The organism is Okeania sp. SIO2C2, assembly GCF_010692625.1.
GTDB lineage: Bacteria > Cyanobacteriota > Cyanobacteriia > Cyanobacteriales > Microcoleaceae > Okeania > Okeania hirsuta.
Genome location: NZ_JAAHGM010000100.1, coordinates 1 through 17,591 on the forward strand (window position 1 = coordinate 1; position 17,591 = coordinate 17,591).

General features: G+C 37.0%; 12 protein-coding genes and 1 pseudogene. 4 read left to right on the forward strand and 9 right to left on the reverse strand.

Annotation, left to right across the window (positions count from 1 at the left end; genetic code table 11):
* Window positions 1-945: 945 nt before the first annotated feature.
* The 3 genes from F6K18_RS34105 to F6K18_RS34115 form a co-directional block, all read right to left on the reverse strand.
* Window positions 946-1,641: a hypothetical protein gene (locus tag F6K18_RS34105; RefSeq protein ID WP_287527547.1), complete on the reverse strand. Its 696-nt coding sequence runs from the start codon at window positions 1,639-1,641 to the stop codon at window positions 946-948.
* Between the two features lie 17 nt (window positions 1,642-1,658).
* Entirely contained in the window at window positions 1,659-2,258 is a 600-nt protein-coding gene (locus F6K18_RS34110) for a glutathione S-transferase family protein (RefSeq protein ID WP_287527548.1), read from the reverse strand.
* A 267-nt stretch (window positions 2,259-2,525) separates the two neighbouring features.
* Window positions 2,526-3,878, reverse strand: coding sequence for an O-antigen ligase (locus F6K18_RS34115; RefSeq protein ID WP_287527549.1), 1,353 nt, complete (start codon window positions 3,876-3,878; stop codon window positions 2,526-2,528).
* A gap of 663 nt (window positions 3,879-4,541) precedes the next feature.
* Between F6K18_RS34115 and F6K18_RS34120 the strand changes: the two genes are divergently transcribed.
* On the forward strand, window positions 4,542-5,345 hold the full coding sequence (locus F6K18_RS34120; RefSeq protein WP_287527550.1) for an MOSC domain-containing protein: 804 nt from the start codon (window positions 4,542-4,544) through the stop codon (window positions 5,343-5,345).
* A 1,336-nt stretch (window positions 5,346-6,681) separates the two neighbouring features.
* Here F6K18_RS34120 and F6K18_RS34125 read toward each other — a convergent pair.
* Window positions 6,682-6,969 carry a chemotaxis protein CheB gene (locus tag F6K18_RS34125; protein WP_287527551.1) on the reverse strand — a complete coding sequence of 96 codons (288 nt, stop codon included), beginning with the start codon at window positions 6,967-6,969 and terminating at the stop codon, window positions 6,682-6,684.
* Window positions 6,970-7,460: 491 nt separating this feature from the next.
* Between F6K18_RS34125 and F6K18_RS34130 the strand changes: the two genes are divergently transcribed.
* The gene (locus tag F6K18_RS34130) at window positions 7,461-8,810 is read left to right on the forward strand and encodes a 16S rRNA (cytosine(967)-C(5))-methyltransferase (protein ID WP_287527552.1); all 1,350 of its coding nucleotides are present in this window, start codon (window positions 7,461-7,463) and stop codon (window positions 8,808-8,810) included.
* A 299-nt stretch (window positions 8,811-9,109) separates the two neighbouring features.
* Here the strand turns inward: F6K18_RS34130 and F6K18_RS34135 are convergent, their stop codons facing one another.
* The 4 genes from F6K18_RS34135 to F6K18_RS34150 form a co-directional block, all read right to left on the reverse strand.
* Window positions 9,110-9,499 (reverse strand): type II toxin-antitoxin system VapC family toxin, encoded by a 390-nt coding sequence (locus F6K18_RS34135; protein ID WP_287527553.1) that lies wholly within the window; start codon window positions 9,497-9,499, stop codon window positions 9,110-9,112.
* Window position 9,500: 1 nt separating this feature from the next.
* Window positions 9,501-9,722 (reverse strand): DUF2281 domain-containing protein, encoded by a 222-nt coding sequence (locus F6K18_RS34140; protein ID WP_287527554.1) that lies wholly within the window; start codon window positions 9,720-9,722, stop codon window positions 9,501-9,503.
* A gap of 200 nt (window positions 9,723-9,922) precedes the next feature.
* Window positions 9,923-12,649 carry a DEAD/DEAH box helicase gene (locus tag F6K18_RS34145; RefSeq protein WP_287527555.1) on the reverse strand — a complete coding sequence of 909 codons (2,727 nt, stop codon included), beginning with the start codon at window positions 12,647-12,649 and terminating at the stop codon, window positions 9,923-9,925.
* 515 nt (window positions 12,650-13,164) lie between these two features.
* The gene (locus F6K18_RS34150) at window positions 13,165-13,935 is read right to left on the reverse strand and encodes a class I SAM-dependent methyltransferase (protein WP_287527556.1); all 771 of its coding nucleotides are present in this window, start codon (window positions 13,933-13,935) and stop codon (window positions 13,165-13,167) included.
* Window positions 13,936-13,995: 60 nt separating this feature from the next.
* On the opposite strand from F6K18_RS34150, the gene F6K18_RS34155 reads away from it, so the two are divergent.
* Together F6K18_RS34155 and F6K18_RS34160 are read left to right on the forward strand one after the other, a co-directional pair.
* Window positions 13,996-14,157 carry a hypothetical protein gene (locus tag F6K18_RS34155; protein WP_287527558.1) on the forward strand — a complete coding sequence of 54 codons (162 nt, stop codon included), beginning with the start codon at window positions 13,996-13,998 and terminating at the stop codon, window positions 14,155-14,157.
* A 734-nt stretch (window positions 14,158-14,891) separates the two neighbouring features.
* Window positions 14,892-16,367: an alpha-amylase gene (locus F6K18_RS34160; protein WP_287527560.1), complete on the forward strand. Its 1,476-nt coding sequence runs from the start codon at window positions 14,892-14,894 to the stop codon at window positions 16,365-16,367.
* A 1,033-nt stretch (window positions 16,368-17,400) separates the two neighbouring features.
* Here the strand turns inward: F6K18_RS34160 and F6K18_RS34165 are convergent.
* A pseudogene (locus F6K18_RS34165) lies at window positions 17,401-17,591 on the reverse strand (hypothetical protein); the annotation flags it as partial.

Consider the following 17,591-nt stretch of genomic DNA (forward strand, 5'->3'; position numbering starts at 1 on the left):
TATTAACTCCATTCCCACCATCTTGTTTAGCAGAATAAAATAAAAGCTGTTGCGGGAGAAGCTGATTTTCCCATTCTTTCACAGCTTTTTCTCCAGATTTAATTGCTTTTTCTATATCTGTTTTATTTAGGGTTTTAGTTAAGCGATCGCCCGCTTTTTTCACAAGATAACCCCCCTACTTTTGGTATTACCCAACTTACGAATTCTGGCCCCATAAATTACCCTTAATTAGATTCACTTCAATTTTAATCTTGCTTTCATAATATAGGTAATATATTCCGGATAATTACTTATAGAACCCCTAAGCGTATCTTCATAAATATCAAGTTTTTTTAGCTAGGAGACAGGAGACAGGAGACAGGAGACAGGAGGGAAGATGTGGGGAGAGATCATACAAAAAATTCAACACTCCTTCATATGATTTTTCCTCAAAATTGATGCGCGAAAAGACTTGACTACCATAATTATATAGATCTCAAATGGGTTCTATATAGCTATCAGCATTCAGCTATCAGCATTTCCTACGGAATGCTCCGCAAACAGCTATCAGCTAGAGTCAAAACTTTTAACTGTAATGTTTTGAAGTTTCTTAGCTGTCCTAATCTTAATGCCTAGTGCTATAATAAAGTTTTTGCTTGTAGTTTTGCTCTAACCCTGACAATACTTAGTTCCGATCGTAAAAAAATCAAATCAATTAGGGACTTCCAAATAAAAAATTATCCCATTAGCTATGAAAGTAAGGGAGTAGGGAGTAGGGAAGAAATTGAAAAAGTAAGGGAGTAGAGAGTAGCTAGTTAACGATCTAAGTACAAAAATTGGGATAATTTATTTTCTGCTATTCCCTTATTACACAGAAATTATCAATTCTTTCCCCCCTACTGCCTACTGCCTACTGCCTACTGCCTACTGCCTACTGCCTCTTTTCTGGAGATGTCTAGGAGATGTCTAGTAGATGCTAGACAACATGGCATCAATTGTTGTTTCTAAAGCAACTGCTGCCCCTGCACTCATATCGCGAGGAACACAAACTCTATTTCTGAGAAAAGCAAGGGCGATCGCTCCTACAGCAGCATCAGCAGCAGATTCCTCTTTTTCTTCATTCTGTTGGTCAGTTTTTGAGTCAACTGGTTTGTCAGAAAATAATGGAATACTTCCTTCAATCAAACAATGAACTAAACGTCTCAAATGCCCATCAATAGCTGATTCAATACTGGGTAAAGTCTCCTGACTCACCCATTTTTTAATTCCCGAATTTTTGATAATATCAGCAATCACAGTTTGGTAGTTACTACTTAATCTCGCCGCTGCCTCCATAGAATATTCTTCTGTTTGACTTTCTACTTCTCCATGGGGTTGTGGTTGAGTAACACTTAGAGATTTACTCTTATGGATAGGTTGTACGCCAAATAACTTGTGCATAATCAAATTATTAGTTCGAGCACTAGGTTTGATCCGTTGATAAGAGGAACGTTTATTGATAGCTGTCAACCATTGATTGAGTCGAGGAAAGCGGTCATTGTCGTATAGAGAATATCCCCGGAATACAGGTAAATTTGCTGCGAACCTTCTGATAGCTGGAGTATACATAATATCCACCAAACTAAACTCGCCCATAAAATAAACACCAGGATATTGACCCAATAATAGCTCTAACTGGTCTAATTTTGTCTCAAAAGTGTTTGCAAATTCAGCAGTTGTGCCGCTATCTGTTCCGGAATAGTTTCTGTAGATTGCTCATAGTTAGCAGGTTTACCTCGGAGAAACGCATATCCTGACTTAACTAAACCATTGGCATCAAAATTCTCAATCATATCTAATGCCACAGACTTTTCTTGAGGGGCGATCGGCAATAGAGGAAAACTATCAAATTTTTTTTCCAACGCAAGCAGAATATCCTTAGATTCATAAACTAACTCTCCCTCAATTTTGGCTGCGGGAACCAATGCTGTTGGTACCATATCCTTATACCACTGTGGTTTGTTTGATAAATCAATTAATTCAGTTTCAAAAGGAATTTGTTTTTCTTCTAAAGCAAACCAAACTCTTTCACAGAAAGGACACCAAGCATGAGTATCTCGATAGAGCAACACAGAAGGTTTTTCCCCAGGACTGAGTTGATGAAGATGACTAGATATTGTTGCAGTGGCAGGTATTTGTCCTGGTCTTGATATCCATTTTGCCGTAGTATTTTGTTGGGCAACCTGTAGTAATTCTTCCCAGTTAGGAAGAGATTTTTGCTGAGATGTCTCTGCTTTCATTGCTAGCTTTATTTGTTAGATAGATTTATCTGAAATTTTATCATAAATTAAAGTCAGATAATTGAAGAAGGAGACAGGAGACAGGAGACAGCAGACAGGAGGGAAGAAAGAAGCAAGAATGAAGAGGAGGAAAAGGAGAAAGTTTTTTGATCACGCTCTTATCCGGACATGATATTAGTCTTACCTAACGCACTACCCCAAAGCAGGCGGTGCGTGAGCTGTTAAACCAACCATGATTCCAAAATAGTAAGCGTGCCGTCACACACCCTAATCACCTTCTTCCTTCTTCCTTCTTCCCTCTTCCTTCTTCGCAAACCCACAAATTGCAGCTAAAAGTAACCATCCTATGGTATTAATTCGTAAATCAAACAAACTCACATCAAACATATTAAATATAGTACAAGCAGCAAAAGCCACTAAATAACTAAAAAATATGAAACGGTCTCCTCTGGAATAAATTGATGACCAATTCATTAATAACAATACTGCCTTTGCCAATATCCAACCCACCCAAACAAACAAAAACAAAGCAGCAGGAATTCCAGTTTCTGCCGTTAGCATTAAGAATAAATTATGGGGATGACCAAGCCACATTTGCATCTGTGCTTCATACACAGGAGTAAAATTCCGCAAACCCCAACCACTCCAAGGCTTTTCTAAAGTCATATCCCAAGCAAATTGCCATTGGGTGCTGCGTAGAATGGCTACAGGTCTATCAAAATCTCGATCTGTGAGTCGTGCCCAAAAGTATTCCGGAACAATTATTTGTAACCATTCCTGCAAAGGTGTAGGAGCAAAAGCAGCTCCAAATACAGTTGCCACTGCTGTCATTACTAACCATACTAACCAACGCCAACCAAGATAAATAGCATAAGCAAGACCAGCAAATACCACTAACCCCCAAGCATTGCGTGAATTTGTCAAGACCAAAGCAATGCCATTACTAATTATTGCTACTGTCAAAAAAACAAATTCTTGAGACGACTTACCATGAAAAATATTGAAGCGACCCATTTTCTGTTTTGAGTGTGCGCTCTCTGTCGTCACCCTGTTTCCAAATAAAAATTTCCATTTTTCAATCCACAACCCCAACCCTAGAATAAATACAACCGTCAAATAAATTGCGAGAATATTAGCATACATAAATACTGAAGCCATTCTCCCTGGAGGGTTGCCTTGTGGTACAAGTACCCAACCTAAAATAATCTGTAAACTCAGGGGGCCAGACCAACCCAATAATAACTGTCCGAAACCTAAAATGACTACAGGTACTGAAGAGAATACCATTACCCAAGAAAGTCGTCGCAGTTGGGAAGGAGTTTGAATGAGAGTACTCAAGGCAGCAAATACTCCAAAAAATGGTAATAAATTAGCTAGTCCTAACAATGCTTCCTGGCGGTCTAATGCAAAAAATGTAGCGATCGCTAACCAGACAGCAAGACCAGCTAAGGCTATATTGTGGGGACGACGAATAATGCTGCGCCATTTTTGTTGCCAAGTACTAATAACGGCAAAAATTAGAGTTAATATACCTATAGTTGGTAATATAGGAAACAGTAATAGTCCTACTTGAGTGCATTTCCACTCTTTTTGTAAATAACGATGAGAATTATGATTCAATTTTTTTAGGTATTATAGCAGGGAACAGGGAACAGGGAACAGGCAACAGGGAATAGGCAACAGGCAACAGGCAACAGGCAACAGTGGAAAAAAAACATTGCCTAGCTGTGGGATAGTGCGTTACGTGATACTAACGTACTCTACTGGACTGACACACCTTAAATGGTGCATTAGATTCAATTCAAAAGTCAAAAGTCATGCATTCAAAAGTAAGAGTTTTCAAGTTAAAAACTAATGCACAGTTTTAGCTGTGTAAGTCTACTACATTATATTCATAATATAGAACCCCTAAGCGTATCTTCATAAATATCAAGTTTTTTTAGCTAGGAAACAGGAGACAGGAGACAGGAGACAGGAGGGAAGATGTGGGGAGAGATCATACAAAAAATTCAACACTCCTTCATATGATTTTTCCTCAAAATTGATGCGCGAAAAGACTCTTACACCATAATTATATAGATCTCAAATGGGTTCTATAAACACTCTCTAATATAGCAATAGTAATTCCCAAAAAGTGTGAGGTACAAAATGATAAGTTTTAGGGAGCAGGAAAACGCATAATGATATAAACTTGTAATAAAGTAGGTTGGGTTAAGCGCTAGCAAACCCAACAGATAAGGGTCTAATTTTTTTCCACTAGCATCTCCAATAATAAAAAATAACATGAAATTAGCAACAGTTAAACAATTATTTATTCACCCAATTAAAGGGTTAACTCCTAAAAATTGCCAGGATTTTTTCCTCACTTCAGGATATGGCATTAAAGGCGATCGCGCTTTTGCTTTGATGTTTCTCGACTCTGATAACTCTACAATACCAGAAGTTATACCTTGGATGAGTAAAAAGCATTTTGCAGTACAAAATGACTGGCCTGGTTTAGCTGCTTTGAATTGTGAGTTTGACCCAGAAACTGGATTTTTGACTGTGCGACGACAGGAAGTTGAGTTGCTGAAGGCAAATGCAGATTTATCTGAGGAACGCGATCGCATTAGTGCTTTTTTCACAGATTATTTGACTACTCTCACACCGAATAAAGGAGCGCGTCATCCTCAAAAAGCTCCTGTGCAGTTAGTGGGAAATGGTAATACAACTCGTTATCCCGACCGCGAAATTGTACATATTTCTATTATTAGTCAGGCAACTATGGATGATTTAGGAGAAAAAGCAGGCAAGATATTAGATGTGCAGAGGTTTCGTCCTAATGTAGTTGTGGATGGCATGGATGCTTGGTCAGAGTTTGACTTGGTAGGAAAACAGTTGCGCTTGGGTAATGCTCAAATTACTGTTACTGCTAAAATTGGACGGTGTATGAATATTGAGGTCGATCCAGAAACAGGTGATCGCGATATTCCTTTATTATCGGTGTTGAAAGAAAAATTTGGTCACGCTCACACGGGAGTATTGGCAACTGTTGATAGTGATGGGAGTGTAGCGGTTGGCGATCTTTTGCAAGTTTTGAGTGATTAATTTCTATATTTTTTACAACAATCAATAATTATGATAGTCTATAGCAGGGAACAGGCAACAGTGGGAAAAATATTTCCCTGTCTTACGGTTGATTATCAGTATAAGTCCTAAGTAACCCATAATTTGCTATAACAGGACTTAGGCACTGACAATAGAAGTATAGCAATGTGCGCTGGCATATTTACAAATCACAGGAGGTGTCCAATAGCTAAAAGTCTTATATTATCAGCTTTTTATTCCCCCAGATGAGTTGTTGCCTATTGCCTGTTGCCTGCGCACAGCGCTATAGAGTTTGTGCGCTATCGCTAACACACCCTACCAATCGCGTTCATGCGTAAGTCATATCAAATCCGGTAGCATCGGTGTAATTAGATGGGGAGATGGAGAGATCGAGAAATATTTGGTCATGGTTGAAGATGGAACATTAAATATTTGGTAATGGTTGAAGATGGAACATTTTTTTAGGGGTTGCACATTATGGAATGATACTGCCAAAAAGAGGTTTAGACTTTGACTAAAAAAACCTAATATTAATTGTTCTAGCAATTATCAAATCCAAAATCAAATTCAATCAAAAATCTCAAATCATTCGCCACTGTGCAACGCCTTTTTTTATACCGAATTAAACGGATTTGATATGATATACAAGTCAAAATTAATAGGAAGTGAAATTATGGAAAGTCAATTATCTGGAAGTTGGCAAGACTGGGTAGGAGTAGCAGGTTATGTTTTATTTGCAGGTTTTATTGTCTGGCGCGTACTTACAATGCCATCAAAGTGAGTTACATCATGTCCGGATAAGAGCGTGATAGAATTCCGTTCCGCTTACGCGACCAAAAAACTTTATCCTTCTCCTGTTCTTTCTTCTTCTTTATTCCCTTCTGACTCCTGAGGAAGTCCTCCTGACTCCTGACTCCTCCATCATTTATTTATAACTGTTCAACCGGACATGATATTATAGCGCTATGTGTTGGGTAGTAGCTTGCTATAACGATAGGATTGGCCATGATAGCAGTATGCACTCAAGAAAGTTATAAATAATGAGGTCAACTAAAATGCTGGAAGTCAGATTGATCTTTGAGAAAAAGGAATTGCGCAGGCCCTCAAAAATGATATTGAAGCTATTCCTACTGACTACTAGAAACAACCTTTTATTATACAGACGCTGCCGGACTTGTTGATATTATAGGCGATCGACAGACACAGGCATTAATTTTTCGTGTGTGGTGTAAAAAAAGGTTTGTTATCATTAATACAAGACAAGACATATTCAAAACGAGTACCTTTTTGATTGGTATGTTTGATAATTCTACAGATTTTTCCAATCCATTCATACTCAATCAACATTACATAAGTGTAGATATTTTCCCTCTGGCACAATATATACAGTCCAGGGGTTTATTATCATTCCATCTTCTATTTTATGGACTGTGAGGATCGTTTTTCCTTTTAGAAGTTGGACAAGGTGACTGGGAAAATTAGCAGATTGATTTTGGACTACTATTATGAATACAATATTTAGTTGTTTTGGCAGATGAGAAAAAAATGTTTCTAATAGTTTTAGATTCTCTGCAAATATTGCTAGACCTACGACAAAAAATTGGTTTTCTAGTTGTAATTTCATTTTTTAATGGGGAAGAGGAAACAGGGAATAGGCAATAGGCAATATGTTGTACCTCACTTCTTTAATCAATGCTATAAAAATAATTTTTCCTACCTATTTAATCGGACTATCAAATATACAATTAGTTTTGTTTGACTACTTATTTTAGTAAACTATTCAAGAAAATAGGGAATAGGGAAAGACTTTTCAACTATTAGCTCTAGGAAATGCTTACTATTCAATCAGTCAATATTTGTCTACCCATTTTAAATTTTGAACAGTTTAACTAGCTATCAGCTTTTAGAACTCTGGGTTAAAATCCCCGCTTTCTATAAACCGGATAGTTTAGGAGGTTTTGAAATCCCTTTCTAAACGTAAAAAAAATAATCCTACTGATTACTGAGTGCTGAGTGGTGACCGCTTCTTTAAAGTTAAAATTATGCATTTATATTATCATGCTATAATTTCGTAATTAATCAAAAAAGTTATTAATTTGTTTTTAATTAATTGTAGTGAATAATAATCCTCGTCAATTAGCTTTTATTATCCTCCAAGAAGTGTATCGAAAAGAAGCTTTTGCTGATTTTGCTCTAGATAAACATTTGAGAAAAAATGACTTAATTGATGCCAACCGTCGATTAGTTACAGAGTTAGTTTATGGATGTGTGAGAAAGCAGCGATCGCTTGATGCAATTATCGATCGATTAGCAAAAAAGAAATCTCACCAACAACATCCAGACTTACGGATAATTCTCCATATTGGTTTATATCAATTATCCTATTTAGCACAAATTCCCGAATCAGCAGCAGTTAATACTACAGTTGAGCTAGCAAAAGAAAATAAACTGGCTAAATTAACTGGTTTTATTAATGGTTTACTCAGAGAATATATTCGGCGAGAATTGACGATTGACTTGCCCAAAAATCCAGTACAAAAATCAGGAATATTATATAGTTTTCCTGACTGGATAGTTGAATATTGGATAGATAAATTAGGTTTAAGAGAAACCGAAGAATTATGTTCATGGTTCAATCAATCGCCGAGTCTTGATTTAAGAATTAATCCGCTTAATACCTCAATTACAGAAGTAGAAACAGCAATTAAAAATACAGGTATTTCTGTTAACTGGATACCTCAATTTCCCCAACTTTTAAGATTAACAGGTGCAGTAGGTTCAATCCAAAAATTACCCGGTTATAAAGAGGGTTGGTGGTCAGTTCAAGATAGTAGCGCTCAATTAGTTAGTTATTTATTAAATCCACAACCAGGAGAAATAATTATTGATGCTTGTGCTGCCCCTGGAGGTAAGACAACTCACATAGCAGAATTAATAGGAGATAATGGCAAGATTTTTGCTATTGATAAAACACCTTCTCGACTAAAAATGTTAGAACAAAATTCTGAAAGATTGCAGTTAAAATCTATTTCTATTTATATAGGAGATAGTCGAAGTTTTCCTGAATTTATTAATCAAGCTGACCGAGTTTTATTAGATGCACCTTGTTCTGGTTTAGGAACTTTACACCGTCGAGCGGATGCAAGGTGGAGACAAACTCCAGAGAATATTCAAAAGCTCTCAAAACTTCAGAGTGAGTTATTAGAAAATACTGCCAAATGGGTCAAACCAGCCGGAGTTTTGGTATATGCAACTTGTACAATTTATCCTTTAGAAAATGAGGAGGTGATTGAGAAGTTTTTGACCAATAATTCTGAGTGGGAAATTGAAGCGCCAACTATTGATTTTATTATTGCTCCCACTGCGGAAGGATGGGTAAAAGTTTGGCCTCATAGAGAACAAATGGATGGCTTTTTTATGGTGAAATTGAGAAGAAAGTGTCAGAAATTAACAATTAATAATTAATAATTACCTCTCCTTGAAAAGAAGCTGAAAAAGTCTTTTAGTACGGGTAGGAGACAGGAGACAACCCACCCCTCGCCCCTCCCCCTCCCAGGAGGGGAAGACAGGAGAAATGGGAATGAGCGAGGAGGTAGGAGTAAGAATTGTCAGAGTGATTTTTATGCCCAACTATGCGCCTAAAATACGCTCCTTTTTGAGCGTTTTAGACGTGATACCAGGCACTTTTTTCGACCCCAAAAAGGTTAAAGTCTTTAGATATCAATGCTTTTAGATTTAATTAGGAAACCCTATTTATATTGACTTCAATCCCATAACCTTTGAATGGGATAAGCATCAAACTTAACATCTCTGCTAATCAAAATAAGAGAGTAATTCATAGCTTGAACAATTAACATTCTATCAAAAGGATCTCGATGATTTGATGGTAAAGTAAGTGCTGAGTATAATTCAATATCTTTATCTATAATTGGTAAGATTGAAATATTCATATATTGCAATTCTTGAGATAAATCTTCCATAGGTCGATTTATTTGCAACTTACCTATATTAATTTTAATAGCAATTTCCCAAAGACTAACAATACTAAAATACAAGTCTTCTTTACTATCAATAATATCTTTTGCTTTAATTGATAAATTAGTATTACCCAGTAAATACCAAAGAAAAGCATGAGTATCCAAAAGATATTTCATATTACATATATTCTGCCAAATCTTCTAATGGTTCATCAAAATCATCTGACATAATAATTTTATCTGCCCAACTACCATAACCCTTAACAGTTTCCATCTTTTCTGTAGATTGTGGATTATTCGGATATTTTTCTCGTAAATATTCTGCATAATTCAACAGTTCTTTTTTCAGAGATTCAGGCAGATTAATTACAACTTTCCACAAAGCTATATCAGTATTCATAAATTTTATTCTAACCAAATAATAGGGATAAAAATCTCATCAAAAACTGTGTAATTTCAGTTATCAGTTGTCAATACTCATAATTATATCATATATAACTTTGTAAGAGTTTGACTGAATAACCGAGTGGCGATATAGCGTTTCTCAAGTTACTGAGGTACAGTTGTTTTTCTTGTTTTCTATTCCCTACTCCCTACTCCCTAAACAGCGATCGCCTCCAAAATTAACAACCCTAAATCTTTATATAAACCTCTATTTTGCTGAGGACAACTATGGTGAGTTAAACAGCGGGGACAACCATATTCACAATCACAATTTTTTGCTAATTCTGTTGCCTTCTTTGCAAACTTCAACAGTTGATTAAAAATTGCTTCACTCGCACCATTTCCACCATCGCAAGTATCAAAAAAATAACCGATAGTTTCTCCTCTCTCTTGCTTCACAAACCATTGAACATCCTGACTCGAACTTAACACTACTAAAGGCACAGCAAACATTAGTTGATGTCCCATACTATGCAATGCAATAAAATCTGAATTACAACTCCATAAATTTTTGAACTTATCTGGAATTTTGTCTTGATACTTCTCTTTGATTTTCTCCTTAATTTCTCTAATATTTTCCCGTATAACATTACTAAAAACATGATTTATCTCTACCTTCACAACTGGAGCTTGATATTGAGTTTTATAGGGTGGATCGAAACTACCTCCATCTACAATTCTAGTAATTTCACCTCCTTTTATATATTCAGTAGCAAACAAATCATATCCTGTTACTGAAGAGGTAATTTCTCCCCAGATTAAACTTAATCTCAATCTAGCGTGTGGAATATTTGTTTGAATTATTTGGGATTTTGCTAATTGCTGAGTTTCTTGAATAACTAACTCAGTTTTTGGTTTGCTTTCTAAATTAGAATTTTTGCCTAAAGGTTTTAAAATTGCTTTTTTTGTATCTAAGTCGAGATTCTCAGAACGATAAATTATTAACTCGCTGTCATAATTTTGGGCTAAATAAATTGCCCCTGGAAAAACTTCCTGATGGGCAAGACTCATTTGCATTTTTTCAAAAGTTTCTCCAGTATTAATATTGATTAATTCCACATCATTTTGAGCATGGCCGCGAATATTAATATCCCGATGAGGATAACCATATCCCCAAAGTTCAGAAGAGTTAGTAATATAGATTTTTTCTTGTTTCAATAAACTATCAGCAATAGCTCCAGCTACTTCTCCAAAACGTTCTGTTATTTCATTCAAAGGTACACCACTTTCTACACAACTACATTCTAAATGTTTGCCCAAAATAGTCGGATAATTTGGATTAAAAGCAGCACTTTCCACCTCACCATTTAATAATAAATCTGGTTGATTTCCATAGAAATTATCCAACGGGTTTTGAGCTACTGGTAAAAACATCACCAACCCAGGATTTCTACGTCCTGCTCTACCAATTCTTTGTCGCCATGACATTAAACTACCAGGATAACCACGCACCAAACAACAATCAAGTCCTGGTAAATCAATTCCTGCTTCTAATGCAGAAGTAGAAAGAATAACTTTTACTATACCAGCTTCTAATTTTTGGATAATATCCTGTCGTCTATTAAATTGCAAAGAACCATAAAAAATTGCCACTTTATCTGCCAAATAACTCTCTCCATTCTTATCAGCTATTCGCTTAATTATGCCCAGGAGTTTTTTAACAGTACTCCGGGAATTACAAAATACTATTCCACTTAAATCGTGGCGTAACCAAGACAAAATTATTTGACAAGCATCGGGGTTAGCAGTTTCACTAGGTTCCAGACATAAAATTGTTCTACCAGCACTATCAGCACCACTTTTTGATATTAGATGAAGTCGTTCCGGTTCGTCAGAGCGATCGCTAAATCTCATTGCCATTTCTGCGGGGTTGCCAATAGTAGCTGAACTAAAGATAAATTGTAATTTTTCTGAACTTCCTCCTACTCGGTCTACCGCCATTTTTAACCTGCGCATTAGATTAGCAAAATGAGCGCCAAAAGCACCTCTATAAGTATGAGATTCATCTATAACTACATAGCGGAGTTGTTGAAAAAATTTACGCCATCCTTCTCCATCTTTGCTTCTAACTCTATATAGTTGATAGTGTAATAAATCTGGACTGACTCCTAAAATATTGGGTGGGTTGGGGATAAATAATTTTTTCCTTTGTTTTGAGGATGTGTCACCTGTAATTAATCCAATTTTGACAGAATTTTCGGGAAAGTATGACACCATTTTTTCAAGTTTTTGCATCTGGTCTAATGCTAATGCTTTGAGAGGAAAAATATATAATGCTGTGGTCTGAGGTTGTTGTAAACATGATTCTAAAATAGCGATGTTATAACAGAGAGTTTTGCCAGAAGCTGTGGGGGTAAAGATGCAAAGGTCTAATTTTTTTCTCAGAGAAGTTAATGCTTCAATTTGATGTTCATAGAGTTCTGTAATATTCTTTTGAGCAAGAGAATTTTGTAGAGTAATTGGTAAATCTTTTGGCAAAGGATAAAGTTTTCCTGGAGTTGGTGCTGTATTTTTTATAGCTACTAATTTATCTAAAAAATCTTGGGCTATTTTTTGAAAAACTGGTCGAGGAATAGCTGCTATTTCTGCTGAAGTAATCTTTAATTTTTCTGGCTGTTTTAACTTCTTAGTCTGAAAATTTTTACTATCTCTTTGATGAATTTGTTTTTGATTAATTGCTATTTGCCAATCAGGAAAATGTACTGGGGTGGGATTTTCTAGAAAGTCTACAATTAAACGTTTGCCTAATACTGCTGTAATTTGACCAATACCATATTCAGGAGAATAAATTTTTGCACCAATTTTTAACCACTCTGGAGGTAATAGTAATTGATTTCCTGCAGCTTGGAGAATAGCAGCATAATCTGTAGGTTTATCTGTCATATTAGCTTTTTAGTAGTAGTGGACCGACACAGCTAAAATGGTGCATTAAAATAGTCAGCAATGGAGGACAATAATTATCATTTTCTTTGTGGGTTTAATACCTCACCGTCTACACGGTGTTCAAAATTACTTGGGGTTAGAATCCCCATGTAATTTTCCTCCTGTCTCCTGTCTCCTGTCTCCTGTCTCCTTCTTCAAGGGAAGAGGTCGGCGTATTGAAAGTCTATCTGACTGATGTCATATAAAATCCAGTAGCATCGGTATAAAATTTTTTGAAGGTAGGAGTCAGGAGTCAGGTAGGGGAGACATCGGATTAGCGACGTACAAGAGTCAGGAGGGAAAACAGTTATAAAGATTTGGCAATGGTGAAGATGGACAATATTTTTATACCTAATTAAACGGATTTGATATCATATTTTTAACGATTTTTTCTACACAATTAATACTCGGCGCTCAAAGTTATTTTTTTAAGTAGAAATAAAAATAAAATTTTCTGACAGCATTACTAAGTTCTGTCAAAACTGATTTGGAGTAATTATTAACCTGGGTTCAGCAACATATAGTTCTGTACGATATAGTAAATAAACTAGACCTTTTTTATCTACCCATCGCTCATATAATGCTTTCAAATTTGCCATAATTTGTTCTCGTTCATAACCTTGATTTGGCACTGATGACGAACTCATAATACGACCTATTAATCCTGGCAAATCCAACTCTTGTCTGTGAGTAAATGTTGAATGTTGAAAATTGACAAAATAGGAACTTTTTTCTATGGAGGCAATTGAAGAGCGTCGCTTTTTTTTAGTGTTTGAATGATGTTTACATATCTGCTTCATTAAGTTACTATTTTCTTTAGTAAATCCATCTTCTCTATTCCAGTTATTCCATAAAAGTGCTAATTTGCCAGAGGGTTTTAAAATTCTGTGAAATTCCTGTAAAGTAGGTTCAAGATTAAACCAATGAAAAGCTTGAAAACAAGTTACTAAATCAACTGATTCATTAGGAAGATTAGTCGCTTCTGCCGTTGCTTCTCTAAACTCTATTAAAGGGTGAGATTGAGCAGCATTCTTCATTTTAAGGTTTGGTTCAATAGCTATGACATTAATACCTTGTTCAGCTAACATTCTAGAACCAATACCTGTACCAGCTCCAATATCTGCTGCTAATAATTCTGAAGGATTTTCAAATCCAGAAATCATTAAAGTTATCGCTTCTTTTGGATAATTTGGTCTATACTGAGCATAATCTTCGGCTCGATCGGAAAATCGATTTAGTGGGTTCATTTTATCTCAGCATACCTTAACTAATATTACTTTTAATAAATTTAACTCAATTATCAAATCATGGCATATAAATTAAAAAAAATATTAGACATATGGGGAAATGTTAGTACAGAATTTGGACCCAGTGAATTTGTGGTTCGCGCAGGTGCAGAAGTTGAGATTGATTCGGTTATGAACACTGTTGAATATGTCCAAGAAAATTCGGCTTTGAGCCAAACCTAAAACTTGTCCCAGTTTTTTCAAAATTTTGAATATAAATTAAATATTCCTTTTCTTAAATTCTCCAACCCTTGTAGGGATATGCCATAGAAAGTTCCTATAGAACCCCTGAGTGGTATCTTTGTCGCTGATTCAGTTTTTTGTCATAAGTCATAATTAAAAAATCAAAAGTCAGAAAGTAGGGAAGGTATAAAGGAAAAAGCGGATGGGACTCCGCGTCCTTCGGGTATCTCTTTCCTCCTTCGGATGAGCTACGCTAACAGAGACGCTTTGCGTATGGCAGTTGCTTTAAGTGGCTGATAAAGGGCGGATGCAGGTCCCGCCCACAGCTCCTTGGGAACCCGCAGGGCGCACTGCTCGACCAAGAGAGCGGTCAGATCCCGCGTCGGTTCAGACCCAAGGGAATGCTGACCAAGAGAGGAAACTGGCACCAAGCAGGTTGAAAAATACTCCCCACCTCCCCACCTCCCCACCTCCCCACCTCTTTTTAAATAGATATCAAATGGGTTCTATATTCCTTTTCATATCATGTCCGGATAATAGCCTAATAAAAAACTTTCTCCTCCTGTTCCCTCCTGTACATCGCCAATCCAACGGAGGAGTCCGGAGTCAGAAGTCAGAAGGAAAGGCTGAGAATGGCTAAAAATGAGGAACAGTAATCCTTTCAAGAATTTCGCTATTGCTTCACCCCCACGAAACAGCCATAATCATATTGATAGATTTGAGGATTTCCGAACATGGCAGAAATTAACGGCGTAATGATACAATATTTCCACTGGTATATTGACCCAAATCTTATCCTGTGGAATCAAGTGGCAAGTATGGCCCAAGAATTAGCAGATGCAGGCTTTACCGCCATGTGGTTACCACCAGCTTACAAAGGTATAGGGGGGACTTATGATGTGGGATATGGGGTTTATGATATGTATGACTTGGGGGAATTTGACCAAAAAGGTACTGTTCGGACCAAATATGGCGATCGCCAACAATATTTAGATGCTATTCAAGCTCTACACAATGTTGGTATTGATGTCTATGCTGATGGAGTTCTCAACCACCGCATGGGTGCTGATGGAACAGAAATTGTCAAAGCAACTCCTTTTTCCAAGGATAACCGCATTCATCCCAAGGGTGGAATGCGTGAAGTTAAAGGTTATACTCATTTTCCATTTCCTGGTCGGCAAAAAAAGTATTCTGACTTTGAGTGGCATTGGTGGCATTTTGATGCAGTAGATTATGATGACTATAGCAAGGAACAAAATACTATATATCTATTTGAAGGGAAAAGCTTTGATGATTATGTAGCGTTGGAAAATGGCAACTATGCTTACCTGATGGGATGCGATATTGATTTCCAGAGTAGAGAAGTTCGCGATGAAGTGATACGTTGGGGTAAATGGTATCTGGAAACTACTGGGGTTGATGGTTTTCGACTTGATGCCATTAAACATATTTCTTCTTGGTTTTTTCCCCTTTGGATTGATATATTAGAGGATTATTTTCAGAAAGATTTATTTATGGTGGGTGAATATTGGTTCAACGATATTGGTACGTTGCACTGGTATATTAATTCAGTTGGTGGCAGAATGTCTGTGTTTGATGTTCCTCTACATTACAACTTTTATTATGCGAGTAAATCGGGTGGGCATTATGATATGCGCTATATTCTCAACGGTACTTTAATGCAGGAACGTCCGGTCAATGCTGTGACTTTTGTGGAAAACCATGACTCACAACCTTTACAAGCATTGGAAGCTCCTGTTGAATCTTGGTTTAAGCCTTTAGCTTATGCCATTATTTTGTTGCGTCGTGAAGGATATCCTTGCATTTTTTATGCTGACTATTATGGTGCAGAGTATGAAGATTATGGGAAAGATGGCAACCGTTACAAGATTTTCTTACCATCCCACCGTTGGATAATTGATAAGTTACTTTTTGCCCGGAAATATTATGCTTATGGGGAGCAATATGATTATTTCGATCATTACAATACTGTAGGTTGGACTCGTTTGGGTACTGAAGAACATCCAAAAGCAATGGCTGTAATTATGAGTGATAGCTATCCAGGTTACAAGTGGATGGAAGTGGGTAAACCAAATGCTAAGTTTTATGACCTCACGGAACATATTCAGGAACCCATTTATACTAATGACTCTGGTTGGGCTAAATTTCGGTGTAATGGCGGGTCAGTTTCTGTTTGGTTACAAGAATAATAACTAATAGACATTTTCAGAAAAGAGGGAGTAGTGACTAGGGAGTAGGGGAAAAAAATTGGGCGTTGGTGATTTGAGGTATGATATCATGCCCGGATAAGAGTTCGATAGAACTCAGTGACCTTTACGCGACCAAAAAACTTTCTCCTTCTACTCCTGTTTTTTCTTCTTTCTTCCCTCCTGACTCCTGATATCATGTCCGAAGGCAATCGTTTGTGTAAACCCAAGGGTGAATATCTACAGGAAATTTAACAGGACTTACGCAGGGACTCTACATATAGCTAGGGCGTTAGCGGAGCTTTGCGTTAGCAAATGCCATTCGCCCCTACAGATGGTGCTTTAAAGGTCAATTTGCGTAAGTCCTGTTTAAGTTTTTTTCTGACTCTGAAACCTTCTTTCTCCTCCATCTTCCCTCTTCCATTTTCCTTACCTTCTCTATACAATACCGATGCTACCGGACATGATATGACTCCTGACTCCTGACTCCTAAGTAATGAAAATTAATATCATACACGCGCTTCACCAACGCCAAAAATTGATAATTTCGGTAGTGCATCATTCAACAATTAATAATGAATAATGAATAATGAATAATTACCTCTCCTTGAAAAGAAATTGAAGAGGATTGACAAATTCATGAAAATTTTTTTTTATTATCCCCTTAAAAGGGGAGGCGCATACCCACAATTTTTCGGTAAAGTGTGGGATAAGTAATACCATTTCTCAAAAACTTTTCTACATTTTGTTGAGTAGGGGACCCATCCCTAACCCCTCCCAGGAGGGGAAGTAGGGGAGTAGGGGAATGGGGGAGAAGCAAACATAAGAATAATTAACATCATTCGCGAGCTAAAATTAGCATACAAAGTGATTCGGATTGTGCTGATTAGTTGACAACTGAAGTATTGCCCAAGTATAGCACTACTTTTGGGAATTGGTATAATTAATTCATTCCATTTCCAAGGAGCGATTTTTGATATATTTACCCGCGTAAAAATTTTAGAGGCACGGAGTCGTGAATTGATTGAAGCAAGAATTAAAAATACTTCAATACACCCCATCCCCCCATCCCCCATCTCCCCATCTCCCCATCTCCCCATCTCCCCCTCTCCCCATCTCCCCATCCCCCCATCCCCCCATCCTCCCATCTCCCCATCTCCCCACCTCCCCATCTCCCCATCTCCCATCGCCGACCAGCCCCCACCTGAACTCCCACTCCCCATCTAA